Genomic DNA, 12,435 nt, shown 5'->3' with positions numbered 1-12,435 from the left:
AACCTTAAACATGTATATTAAATATAACTTTAAAAGGTGTGACCATGTTTTGTGTGCAATGTGAACAAACCATCCGTACTCCGGCAGGAAACGGCTGCTCTTACGCGCAGGGTATGTGCGGTAAAACGGCTGAAACCTCCGATTTGCAGGATCTGCTGATTGCTTCCCTACAAGGTCTGTCTGCATGGGCTGTTAAGGCACGTGAATACGGCATCATCGACCATGAGGTTGATAACTTTGCGCCGCGTGCATTCTTCTCCACGCTGACCAACGTTAACTTCGATTCTCCGCGTATTGTTGGCTATGCCCGTGAAGCTATCGCCATGCGCGACGCCCTGAAAGCGCAATGCCTGAACATCGACGCGAACGCAGCGGTCGCTAACCCGATGGCCGATCTGCAACTGGTCAGCGACGATCTGGGCGACCTGCAACGTCAGGCCGCTGAATTTACCCCGAACAAAGACAAAGCAGCCATCGGCGAGAACATTCTCGGCCTGCGTCTGCTGTGCCTGTACGGCCTGAAAGGTGCGGCAGCTTACATGGAGCACGCGCACGTTCTCGGTCAGTACGACAACGACATCTACGCTCAGTACCACAAAATCATGGCATGGCTGGGAACCTGGCCTTCCGATATGAACGCTCTGCTGGAGTGCTCAATGGAAATCGGCCAGATGAACTTCAAAGTGATGAGCATTCTGGATGCTGGCGAAACCACAAAATACGGCCACCCGACGCCAACTCAGGTCAACGTCAAAGCAACCGAAGGTAAGTGCATCCTGATCTCCGGTCACGACCTGAAAGATCTGTACAACCTGCTGGAGCAGACCGAAGGTACCGGCGTTAACGTCTATACCCACGGTGAAATGCTGCCGGCGCACGGCTACCCGGAACTGCGTAAGTTCAAACACCTGATCGGTAACTACGGCAGCGGCTGGCAGAATCAGCAGGTTGAATTTGCCCGCTTCCCGGGCCCAATCGTAATGACCTCTAACTGCATCATCGACCCAACCGTTGGCGCCTACGATGACCGTATCTGGACTCGTAGCATCGTCGGTTGGCCGGGTGTAAGCCACCTCGAAGGCGACAACTTCGCTCCGGTAATTGCTCAAGCTCAGCAGATGGCGGGCTTCCCGTACAGCGAAATTCCGCACCTGATCACCGTTGGTTTCGGTCGTCAGACTCTGCTGGGCGCGGCGGATACCCTGATCGACCTGGTAAGCCGCGAAAAACTGCGTCACATCTTCCTGGTTGGCGGTTGTGATGGCGCGCGTGGCGAACGTAACTACTTCACTGACTTCGCCACCAGCGTGCCGGACGACTGCCTGATCCTGACTCTGGCGTGCGGTAAATATCGTTTCAACAAACTGGAGTTCGGCGATATCGAAGGCCTGCCGCGTCTGGTCGATGCAGGTCAGTGTAACGATGCATACTCTGCCATCATCCTGGCAGTAACCCTGGCTGAGAAACTGGGCTGTGGCGTGAACGATCTGCCGCTGTCTCTGGTGCTCTCCTGGTTCGAACAGAAAGCGATTGTCATTCTGCTGACCCTGCTGTCTCTGGGTGTGAAAAACATCGTCACTGGCCCGACTGCGCCTGGCTTCTTCACGCCGGACCTGCTGGCAGTTCTCAACGAGAAGTTCGGTCTGCGTTCCGTGACCACCGTTGAAGAAGACATGAAGCAACTGCTGAGCGCGTAAGGAGTAAAGAATGACAATGCCAACTCATCAGTGCCCATGGCGGATGCAGGTTCATCACATCCATCAGGAAACGCCGGATGTATGGACAATTTCGTTGCTGTGCCACGACTATTATCCGTACCGCGCCGGGCAGTATGCACTGGTCAGCGTACGTAATTCAGCGGACACGCTGCGTGCTTACACCCTCTCTTCAACGCCGGGCGTTAGCGAATACATCACGCTGACCATCCGCCGCATTGACGATGGCGCAGGCTCACAGTGGTTAACCCGCGACGTGAAGCGCGGCGACTATATCTGGCTGTCCGATGCAATGGGTGAATTCACCTGTGAAGATAAAGCGGAAGACAGGTTCCTGATGCTGGCCGCTGGCTGTGGCGTCACGCCAATCATGTCAATGCGTCGCTGGTTGGCAAAATACCGCCCACAGGCAGATGTGCAGGTGATCTTTAACGTTCGTTCACCGCAAGATGTCATTTTTGCCGACGAATGGCGCGAGTATCCGGTGACCTTAGTTGCTGAAAACAATGCCACTGACGGTTTTGTTTCCGGCCGACTGACCACCGAACTGCTGCAAAGCGTACCGGACCTGGCTTCGCGCACCGTGATGACCTGCGGCCCGGCGCCGTATATGGATCTGGTCGAGAAAGAAGTCAATGCGCTGGGCGTGACACGCTTCTTTAAAGAGCAGTTCTTCACCCCGGTAGCTGAAGCCGCCACCAGCGGTCTGAAGTTCACCAAACTGCAGCCGGCAAAAGAGTTTTATGCGCCGGTAGGCAGTACGCTGCTGGAAGCGCTGGAAAGCAATAAAGTGCCGGTTGTCGCCGCATGCCGTGCGGGCGTTTGCGGCTGCTGCAAAACCAAAGTGGTTGACGGTAACTACACGGTCAGTAGCACCATGACGCTGACCGACGCAGAAATTGCTGAAGGTTATGTGCTGGCCTGCTCCTGTCATCCGCAGGGTGATTTAGTGCTGGCGTAATTGGCCGATATCTGATGTACAAAAGGCTACCCGGTTATATCGGGTGGCCTTTTTTATGCTGTCAGACGCTGCAAAATTCCGATTTTTTCCCCCTCCCAGGCAAAATACCGTCCTCCTCCTGCGAATTATCGACCACACTTACCTGGCACAGGTTAAGCAAAACCCCGACTACCACGTCGAACTTTCTACAAAGGATCCCCATGAAAAAAGTGGCCATCGTCGGCGTAGGTCCCACCGGAATTTATACGTTTCATGCCCTCGTTGAGCGCGGTGAACCGCTGGAGATACAGCTTTATGAGCAAGCTGAGGAAGCTGGCGTAGGCATGCCTTATAACAGCGACAACAACGCAGACCACATGCTGGCCAATATAGCCAGCATTGAGATCCCGCCGATTTATATCAGTTATCTGACGTGGCTACAGAATCAAAGCGATGAATACCTGGCGCAGTTTCGGCTTGAACGTACATCGTTGCATGAGCGGCAATTTTTGCCCCGCGTGATCCTCGGCGATTATTATCGCGATCGTTTTTTAGCCATTGTCGATAAAGCGCAAAGATCCGGGTTCACAATTCGCGTATATGAATCAAGTAAAGTCACCGACCTGCAAGCAACCCCGACTGGGGTCTCCCTGTGGATCAATCACGCGTCACAGCCCGTCGAAGTGGATTTCGCCGCTATCGCCAGCGGTCATCTGTGGCCAGAAACTGATGCTCAAGCACGCAAGTTTTTCCCCAGTCCGTGGACCGGCCTGATGGAGGCGCGGATTAGCGCTTGCAGGGTGGGTATTCTGGGCACCTCGCTAAGCGCTATCGACGCGGCGATGGCCGTGGTCAGTCAGCATGGTACCTTCACCACCAATACCGACCGTTCACTGCAGTTCACGCGTAAACCCGACAGCCAAAACCTGAAGCTGACCCTGATGTCGCGCAGCGGTGTGCTGCCTGAAGCGGATTTTTACTGCCCTCTTCCCTATGAACCGCTGAATATCGCGACGCAAGAAGAGATTGAAAACACCATTGCCGAGGGCCAAAACGGATTACTGGACCGCATCTTCCGGCTTATTGTGCAACAACTGCAAGACGCGGCGCCAGGGTGGTGCCAACAGGTAGCACTTGCAACGCTTAACGCCGACACATTCCCCGAGGTCTATTTTGCCGACAGGCTCAAGCATGACTCTTTTGACTGGGCGAGGCGTAACCTGGTGGAGGTTGAGCGCAACAAGCAGGAACAACATACCGTCGCCTGGCGCTATACCTTATTGCGCCTACATGAGGTTATTGAAGAGATCGTTCCTTATCTTGATGCTCGCGACGAAAAACGTTTCAGGCACGGACTGGCGCGCGTCTTTATTGATAACTATGCGGCAATCCCGTCTGAATCTATCCGCCGATTGCTGGCTCTGCACGATGCCGGGCTGATTGAGATCCTCGCACTCGGCAAGGATTATGAGCGTACAAATGAGCAGGAAATGACGGTCATTTACCACCACGGTCAGCGCAGTGAATTTGATGTATTTATTGACGCCCGAGGACAACGGGCATTGCAGAGCAAAGATATTCCGTTCCCAACGCTACGCGATCAACTGCTGGCCTGTGGCGATGAGATCCCGGATATCGGCGAAGATTACACGCTGCAAGCGCCGGAAAACGCCCGCAACCGCATCGCCTTTGGCGGACTGCCGTGGCTGATGCACGACCGTCCCTTTATTCAGGGTCTGGTGGTTAGCGCTGAAATAGGCGCCGCGATGGCAAAGGCATTGACGCAACGAGCACTGAAACGTCGGCACAAACTGTGGAGCAGTGACGACATGGATTAGCGGCCAGAGTTAATGGCGAGGCGGAGATAGGTTAACGCGTCCCCGCCTCTGTCTTGATTCTCGGATGGCAAACTATCGCCAGGCCGAGTTTCCGGCAACGGAGAAACGCCCCGCACCCAAAAATGCCACGGCCAGAGCGCCGATGAAGAAATACACCAGACTTTCAATTGCCCATGCGCCGGTTTTATCCAGTGACCAGGTTTCACCCATCCCGACCATCAGCCATGCCACCACCATTGTAAACGCCAACCCCAACGCCGCCGGACGCGTCAGGATCCCAAGAATAATCAGGCACGGTGCCACAACCTCTCCCAGCAGAACGCCATACGCAATAAAGCCAGGGAAACCTTTCGCTATCAGCATGCCACTGATGCCATCAATACCCGCGAACAGTTTATGCAGCCCATGAAACAGCATTAATCCCCCCACGGCAATACGTAACAAAAACTTGCCAAAATCTTCATGAGTCAGTACCCGGTTAACTGTATTTAATAGTTTTATAACCATTTGAATTTATTCCTTGTTTCACCATGTCCAATAACAAACTACGCTTAATACAGGCTTAATGAAACCTGCCGGAAATAAGAGGTAATGATAAGCATAACTATTATCTTCATCTAAACTTGTAACCGGTATCACATTAAAGGAGAAGGAAAACCATGAAACAAACGGTTGCCGCTTTTATTGCTAAAACACTCGAACAAGCTGGCGTTAAACGCATTTGGGGTGTGACGGGTGACTCGCTAAATGGCCTTAGTGACAGTCTGAATCGTATGGGAACGATTGACTGGATGCCAACCCGTCATGAAGAGGTTGCGGCCTTCGCCGCGGGCGCTGAAGCGCAGTTGACGGGAGAACTGGCCGTCTGCGCAGGCTCGTGTGGGCCAGGCAACCTGCACCTGATTAACGGCCTGTTTGATTGCCACCGCAACCACGTCCCGGTGCTGGCAATTGCTGCACACATTCCATCCAGTGAGATAGGCAGCGGTTATTTTCAGGAGACCCACCCGCAAGAGTTGTTTCGCGAATGTAGCCACTATTGCGAGCTGGTTTCCAGCCCTGAGCAGATCCCACAGGTGCTGGCAATTGCCATGCGTAAAGCGGTGCTCAACCGCGGCGTCTCCGTGGTGGTATTACCCGGCGACGTCGCGCTGAAGCCAGCACCAGAAAGCGCCAGCACTCACTGGTATCATGCGCCGCTCCCGGTGGTCACTCCGGAAGAAGAAGAGCTCAGAAAACTAGCGCAACTGCTACGCTACTCCAGCAATATCGCCCTGATGTGCGGCAGCGGCTGCGCCGGTGCGCATAAAGAACTGGTTGAGTTTGCTGCTAAAATAAAAGCGCCGATTGTGCACGCCCTGCGTGGTAAAGAGCATGTTGAGTACGACAACCCTTACGACGTGGGCATGACCGGGCTAATTGGCTTTTCATCCGGCTTCCATACCATGATGAATGCCGACACGCTGATCCTGCTCGGTACCCAGTTCCCCTATCGCCCGTTCTACCCCACCGACGCCAAGATTATTCAGATTGATATCAATCCGGCGAGCATTGGCGCGCACAGTAAAGTTGATATGGCGCTGGTAGGCGATATTACATCCACACTCCGCACCCTGCTGCCGCTGGTGGAAGAAAAAACCGATCGGCAGTTCCTGGATAAAGCGCTGGAACACTATCGTGAGGCGCGTAAAGGGCTGGATGATTTAGCCAAACCCAGCGATAAAGCCATTCATCCGCAGTATCTGGCGCAGCAGATCAGCCACTTTGCCGCTGACGACGCCATCTTCACTTGCGACGTTGGCACGCCAACGGTGTGGGCGGCACGTTATCTGAAAATGAACGGTAAACGCCGTCTGATCGGTTCGTTTAACCACGGGTCGATGGCCAATGCCATGCCGCAGGCGCTCGGCGCGCAAGCGACCGAACCGGGACGTCAGGTTGTCGCAATGTGCGGTGACGGCGGTTTTAGCATGCTGATGGGCGACTTTCTGTCGGTTGTGCAAATGAAGCTGCCGGTGAAGATTATTGTCTTCAACAACAGCGTGTTGGGGTTTGTGGCGATGGAGATGAAAGCTGGCGGTTATCTGACCGACGGCACCGAACTGCACGATACAAATTTCGCACGGATTGCCGAGGCTTGCGGCATCACGGGCATTCGCGTGGAGAAATCCTCAGAGGTTGATGAAGCGCTGCAAAGGGCGATGTCGATTGACGGTCCGGTGCTGGTCGATGTGGTCGTCGCGAAAGAAGAACTGGCGATCCCGCCGCAGATCAAACTCGAACAAGCTAAAGGTTTTAGCCTGTATATGCTGCGCGCAATCATCAGCGGGCGCGGTGATGAAGTGATCGAACTGGCGAAAACTAACTGGCTCAGGTAAAACAGAGGGCATTACCTCACTTAAAAAGGAATGCCCGTGATTGATTTACGCAGTGATACCGTTACCCGACCAAGTCGCGCCATGCTCGAAGAGATGATGGCCGCCCCGGTCGGGGACGACGTCTACGGTGATGACCCTACCGTTAATGCCCTCCAGCAATACGCAGCCGAGCTTGCTGGCAAAGAAGCCGCTATTTTCTTACCCACAGGCACTCAGGCGAACCTGGTGGCTCTCCTCAGCCATTGTCAGCGCGGGGAAGAGTATATCGCCGGTCAGGGCGCGCATAACTATCTCTACGAAGCGGGTGGCGCAGCGGTACTCGGCAGCATTCAACCGCAACCTATCGACGTCATGCCGGATGGCTCTTTGCCGCTGGACAAAGTGGCGGCAAAAATCAAAGCGGACGATATCCATTTTGCCCGCACGCGTCTGCTCAGCCTGGAAAACACCCACAACGGCAAAGTGCTACCACGCGAGTATCTGAAAGAGGCCTGGGAATTTACCCGTGAGCGCAATCTTGCGCTGCATGTCGACGGCGCGCGTATTTTTAACGCCATCGTCGCCTATGGCTGTGAGTTAAAAGATGTCACGCAATACTGCGATTCGTTCACCATTTGTCTCTCCAAAGGTTTAGGAACGCCGGTAGGCTCACTGCTGGTCGGCAGCCACGAGTACATCAAGCGCGCCATTCGTTGGCGTAAAATGACCGGTGGCGGAATGCGTCAGGCCGGTATTCTGGCGGCGGCCGGACTGTATGCGCTGAAAAATAACGTGTCGCGTTTACAAGAAGACCATGACAACGCCGCCTGGATGGCGGAACAACTGCGCGAAGCAGGAGCGGACGTCATGCGCCACGACACCAACATGCTGTTTGTCCGCGTTGGCGAAGAACACGCTGCGGCACTGGGCGAGTACATGAAAGCGCAAGGCGTGCTGATTAACGCCTCGCCGATTGTGCGTCTGGTGATGCATCTGGACGTATCGCGTGAACAGCTTGCTGAAGTCGTCGCCCACTGGCGCGCTTTTTTAACCCGCTAAGGAGATGGGCGTGCCGCAACGGATTTTGGTTCTTGGCGCCAGTGGCTACATTGGTCAGCATCTGGTACAGGCGCTCAGTCAGCAAGGGCATCAGGTGCTGGCTGCGGCACGCCGCATCGAGCGTCTGGAAAAGCAGCAGTTGGCCAACGTCAGTTGCCATAAGGTCGATTTGAATTGGCCAGATAACCTAACGCCGCTGCTGACCGGCGTTGATACGGTCTATTACCTGGTCCATGGCATGGGAGAAGGCGGTGATTTTATCGCCCATGAGCGCCAGGTAGCAATGAACGTGCGCGATGCGCTACGTGATACGCCAGTCAAACAGCTTATTTTCCTGAGCTCATTACAGGCTCCCCGGCATGAACAATCCGATCATCTGCGTGCGCGACAGATAACCGCGGACACCCTGCGCGAATCAGGCGTGCCGATGACCGAATTGCGCGCTGGTATTATCGTAGGGGCAGGTTCTGCCGCCTTTGAAGTGATGCGCGACATGGTCTACAACCTGCCGGTACTCACCCCTCCGCGCTGGGTGCGCTCGCGTACCACGCCTATCGCACTGGAGAATTTAATGTACTACCTGGTGGCGTTGTTGGATCATCCTACACGCCAACACCGCGTACTCGAAGCCGCCGGGCCGCAGGTATTGAGCTATCAGGAGCAGTTCGAGCATTTTATGGCGGTCAGCGGTAAACATCGCCTGCTCATCCCTGTCCCCTTTCCTACCCGCTGGATTTCGGTCTGGTTTTTGAACGTCATAACGTCAGTGCCGCCGACCACGGCCAAAGCGCTGATACAGGGTTTAAAACACGACCTGCTGGCCGATGACACTGAATTACGCACGCTGATCCCGCAAAAGCTGATTGCCTTTGATGACGCGGTGCGCAGCACGTTGAAAGAAGAAGAGAAGCTGGTTAATTCCAGCGACTGGGGTTACGACGCGCAGGCATTTGCCCGCTGGCACCCCGAATATGGCTATTTCGCTAAACAAGCTGGCTTTAGCGTTGAAACCTCCGCCAGTCGGCAGGCACTGTGGCAGGTGGTGAATCGCCTCGGCGGCAAAGAAGGCTATTTCTTTGGCAATATTTTATGGAAAACGCGCGCGGCGTTGGACCTGCTGGTCGGCCATAAGCTGGCGAAAGGTAGACCGCAACACTCTCTGTTGCAGGTTGGCGATACCGTTGATAGCTGGAAAGTTATCATCGTTGAGCCAGAAAAACAGCTGACGCTGCTGTTTGGGATGAAAGCGCCAGGATTGGGTCGACTGAGCTTCACGCTGGAAGATAAAGGCGACCACCGACGCATTGATGTCCGCGCCTGGTGGCATCCGCACGGCATGCCAGGCCTCTTCTATTGGCTGCTGATGATCCCAGCGCATCTGTTCATTTTCAGAGGGATGGCGAAGCGTATTGCTAAACTTGCAGAACAAATCACAGACTCATGATAAAAAGAGCCTGTATTCTTTCATGTTTCCCATTGCATACAGACGAAATTCACGGAAGAATGCGCACGACGTTTTTTAAACACAGTGGATTGATATGAAGGTACTGGTTACCGGAGCCACCAGCGGCTTAGGCCGAAACGCGGTTGAGTTTTTATGCAGCAAAGGCGTCAGCGTCAGAGCTACCGGTCGCAACGAAGCGATGGGCAAGCTGCTGGAGAAAATGGGCGCAGAGTTTGTGCATGCCGATTTGACCGAGCTGGTCTCTTCGCAGGCAAAAGTGATGCTCGCCGGTATCGATACGCTGTGGCACTGCTCCAGTTTTACCTCACCCTGGGGAACTCAGGAAGCTTTCGATCTGGCCAACGTTCGCGCAACCCGCCGTCTGGGCGAGTGGGCCGTGGCCTGGGGCGTTCGTAACTTCATTCATATCTCATCACCGTCGCTCTATTTTGATTATCACCACCATCGCGATATCAAAGAGGACTTCCGCCCCCAACGCTTCGCCAATGAATTCGCCCGCAGTAAAGCGGCTGGCGAAGATGTGATTGCGTTGCTGACACAGGCCAACCCGCAGACCCGTTTTACGGTATTGCGTCCGCAAAGCTTGTTCGGACCACACGATAAAGTCTTTATCCCGCGCCTGGCCCATATGATGTACCACTACGGCAGCATTCTGTTGCCGCACGGCGGAAGTGCGCTGGTGGATATGACCTACTACGAGAATGCGGTGCACGCGATGTGGCTGGCAAGTCAGCAAGCCTGCGATAATCTGCCGTCGGGTCGTGCGTACAACATTACCAACGGCGAGCATCGCACCCTGCGCAGTATTGTGCAGAAACTTATCGACGAGCTAAATATTGATTGCCGTATCCGCTCCGTGCCCTACCCGATGCTGGACATGATTGCCCGCAGCATGGAGCGGTTAGGCAATAAATCCGCGAAAGAGCCAAAGCTTACGCATTACGGCGTCTCGAAGCTGAATTTTGACTTTACGCTGGATACCACCCGCGCTCAGGAAGAATTAGGTTATCAGCCCGTTGTGACGCTGGATGAAGGGATTGAGCGTACCGCGGCCTGGCTGCGTGACCACGGCAAGCTGCCGCGTTAACCCTGCCCGTATTTCTCCAGTAACGCTTCGGCAATCGCCTGAGTTTCTGCATCCGCCACACCGTTCCACAAGGTCGGGCGGAAGTGCATCTGGAAGGCCATAATCACCCGCCGCTGTTCACGCGGCGTCATTTCAGGTTTTACCTCATAACCATAGCGCGACAGCAGATCGAGCAATGATGAGGTTTCTACCGGTGTATCGGGCGCTCGCCCGGCAAGATAAAACGCCACCCGCTGAGCATCCGGCCACGCGCCAATTCCCTGAGCGGCCAGTTCTTCCCATGGAAACAGCGGACCTGGATCGTCCTTGCGCTGCGGTGCGACATCCGCATGGGCCACCACGTTCTGTGGTTTTATGTCATAGCGGGCAATAATATCTTTCGCCAATGGGATTAACGCCTGAATTTGCGCGGGTTCAAACGGCGCAAAATACTTGCTGCCCACCGATTTTTGCCAGCCGCGGTTTTCCAGCTCAATGCCGATCGAGGTATCGTTAATTCGCGTAGCGCCGCGCCAGAAGCTAATCCCCGCATGCCAGGCCAGATCTTTTTCCGGCACCAGTTGCCAGATACGCGGTTTGCCGTGGTAGAGCGGCGGCACTGCCGGGATCAGATAGTGCGAGCTGACGTTTTTATCGGTCAGCGTAGCCAGAGAAGAGTCGAAATCATCGGCCGTGTAATGGATAACCAGCACTTTAATGCGCGGGTAAGCAGCCTGCGCCTGACGACGGGTATCTAACTGATACCCGTCTTTGTCGACAATCCCTTTTTCGCCAGCACATCCTACCAGCAGCAGCGTTAATGCCAGCAGAGACAGCAGACGCTTCATCGGCGAGTTTTCACCGCGGTGCCGCTGACGCTCACCATCAGCATGCTACCGTCTTTGCCTACGGTTTCGTAATCGATATCGATACCGACTACCGCATCAGCACCGAGCGCTTTTGCCTGTTCACCAAGCTCCTGAAAAGCAATCTCACGCGCTTTACGCAGCTCTTTTTCATACGCGCCGGAGCGACCGCCGACGATATCGCGAATGCCGGCGAAGAAATCGCGGAAGATATTCGCGCCTAAAATGGCTTCGCCAGTCACAACACCGCAGTATTCCACGATGCTCTGCCCTTCCAGCGTAGGGGTAGTCGAAAACTGCATGGTAAATCTCCTTTTTGCGCTAAGAGCACGATCTCAAAAGCATTATCGAACCGATCCACTATCATTGAAAGGATATATTCTTTACACAAAATAATTCGAGTTGCAGGAAGGCGGCAAGAGAGTGAATCCCCAGGAGCATAGATAACTATGTGACTGGGGTGAACGCACGTAGCCAACGCACAAGCAACTTGAAGTATGACATGTAAATCAACGTAGAACACTAATAGTAGAAAGCTAATAAGGAAATCATTATGCGCTACTCGAAACTCTCTCTGCTGGTTCCATGTGCACTACTTCTCAGCGCCTGTACTACCGTGACACCGGCCTACAAAGATAACGGCACGCGTAGCGGCTCATGCGTAGAAGGCGGGCCAGACAGCGTGGCTCAACAATTCTATGATTACCGTATTCAGCATCGAAACAATGACATTACCGCCCTTCGTCCGTACCTCAGCGACAATCTGGCGAAACTGCTGAACGATGCCAGCCGTGATAACGCGCATCGCGATCTGTTTAACAGCGATCCGTTCTCTAGTCGCGCTACGTTACCGGACAGTGCCAGCGTCGCCAGCGCATCGACCATTCCGAATAGTGATGCACGCAACATTCCGCTGCGCGTAGAGCTTAAACAGGGTGACCAAAGCTGGCGTGATGAAGTGCTGATGATCCGCGAAGGCCAGTGCTGGGTAGTTGACGATGTCCGCTATCTGGGCGGCAGCGTACACGCGCCAGCCGGGACGCTGCGCCAGTCTGTCGAAAACCGCTAACCGCCCCATTCACCCGCCTGAATCATAACCCCCATAAATTGTCTGGCATTCTGCATAGAA

General features: G+C 54.4%; 11 protein-coding genes. 8 read left to right on the top strand and 3 right to left on the bottom strand.

Annotated elements, in window-relative coordinates:
* The first annotated feature begins 44 nt into the window (after positions 1 to 44).
* The 3 genes from hcp to HVZ52_RS08260 all read left to right on the top strand — a co-directional run bounded on the left by hcp (position 45) and on the right by HVZ52_RS08260 (position 4,493).
* Positions 45 to 1,697, top strand: a complete 1,653-nt coding sequence (gene hcp, locus HVZ52_RS08270; RefSeq protein ID WP_016153657.1) for a hydroxylamine reductase — start codon at positions 45 to 47, stop codon at positions 1,695 to 1,697.
* 10 nt (positions 1,698 to 1,707) lie between these two features.
* The gene (gene hcr, locus HVZ52_RS08265; RefSeq protein WP_016153658.1) at positions 1,708 to 2,676 is read left to right on the top strand and encodes an NADH oxidoreductase; all 969 of its coding nucleotides are present in this window, start codon (positions 1,708 to 1,710) and stop codon (positions 2,674 to 2,676) included.
* A gap of 200 nt (positions 2,677 to 2,876) precedes the next feature.
* A complete protein-coding gene (locus HVZ52_RS08260) occupies positions 2,877 to 4,493 on the top strand; it encodes an FAD-NAD(P)-binding protein (RefSeq protein ID WP_181599108.1) in 1,617 nt (538 codons plus the stop codon).
* A gap of 72 nt (positions 4,494 to 4,565) precedes the next feature.
* On the opposite strand, the gene HVZ52_RS08255 is transcribed toward HVZ52_RS08260, so the two are convergent.
* Positions 4,566 to 5,000, bottom strand: a complete 435-nt coding sequence (locus HVZ52_RS08255; RefSeq protein WP_016156945.1) for a DoxX family membrane protein — start codon at positions 4,998 to 5,000, stop codon at positions 4,566 to 4,568.
* 152 nt (positions 5,001 to 5,152) lie between these two features.
* Between HVZ52_RS08255 and poxB the strand changes: the two genes are divergently transcribed.
* The 4 genes from poxB (at position 5,153) to HVZ52_RS08235 (ending at position 10,461) form a co-directional block, all read left to right on the top strand.
* A complete protein-coding gene (gene poxB, locus HVZ52_RS08250) occupies positions 5,153 to 6,871 on the top strand; it encodes a ubiquinone-dependent pyruvate dehydrogenase (RefSeq protein WP_155574501.1) in 1,719 nt (572 codons plus the stop codon).
* A 36-nt stretch (positions 6,872 to 6,907) separates the two neighbouring features.
* Positions 6,908 to 7,909 carry a low-specificity L-threonine aldolase gene (gene ltaE / locus HVZ52_RS08245; RefSeq protein ID WP_181599107.1) on the top strand — a complete coding sequence of 334 codons (1,002 nt, stop codon included), beginning with the start codon at positions 6,908 to 6,910 and terminating at the stop codon, positions 7,907 to 7,909.
* A gap of 10 nt (positions 7,910 to 7,919) precedes the next feature.
* Complete coding sequence (locus tag HVZ52_RS08240) at positions 7,920 to 9,353, top strand: SDR family oxidoreductase (protein ID WP_053388865.1); 1,434 nt, start codon at positions 7,920 to 7,922, stop codon at positions 9,351 to 9,353.
* Between the two features lie 94 nt (positions 9,354 to 9,447).
* A complete protein-coding gene (locus HVZ52_RS08235) occupies positions 9,448 to 10,461 on the top strand; it encodes an NAD(P)-dependent oxidoreductase (RefSeq protein ID WP_016153664.1) in 1,014 nt (337 codons plus the stop codon).
* On the opposite strand, the gene HVZ52_RS08230 is transcribed toward HVZ52_RS08235, so the two are convergent.
* Positions 10,458 to 11,288, bottom strand: coding sequence for an N-acetylmuramoyl-L-alanine amidase (locus HVZ52_RS08230; RefSeq protein ID WP_181599106.1), 831 nt, complete (start codon positions 11,286 to 11,288; stop codon positions 10,458 to 10,460). The two genes, HVZ52_RS08235 and HVZ52_RS08230, sit on opposite strands and share 4 nt — an antisense overlap.
* Entirely contained in the window at positions 11,285 to 11,608 is a 324-nt protein-coding gene (locus tag HVZ52_RS08225) for a heavy metal-binding domain-containing protein (RefSeq protein WP_001160725.1), read from the bottom strand. Before HVZ52_RS08225 ends, HVZ52_RS08230 begins: the two co-directional genes overlap by 4 nt.
* A 251-nt stretch (positions 11,609 to 11,859) precedes the next feature.
* Here HVZ52_RS08225 and HVZ52_RS08220 point away from each other — a divergent pair, with 251 nt between their 5' ends.
* The gene (locus tag HVZ52_RS08220) at positions 11,860 to 12,375 is read left to right on the top strand and encodes a lipoprotein (RefSeq protein WP_115190452.1); all 516 of its coding nucleotides are present in this window, start codon (positions 11,860 to 11,862) and stop codon (positions 12,373 to 12,375) included.
* Positions 12,376 to 12,435 lie beyond the last annotated feature (60 nt).

Source organism: Citrobacter sp. RHB36-C18 (assembly GCF_013814485.1).
Taxonomy (GTDB): Bacteria; Pseudomonadota; Gammaproteobacteria; order Enterobacterales; family Enterobacteriaceae; genus Citrobacter; species Citrobacter braakii.
The sequence above is the reverse complement of the archived record's forward strand: the minus strand, read 5'-3'. Positions and strand labels throughout refer to the sequence as shown.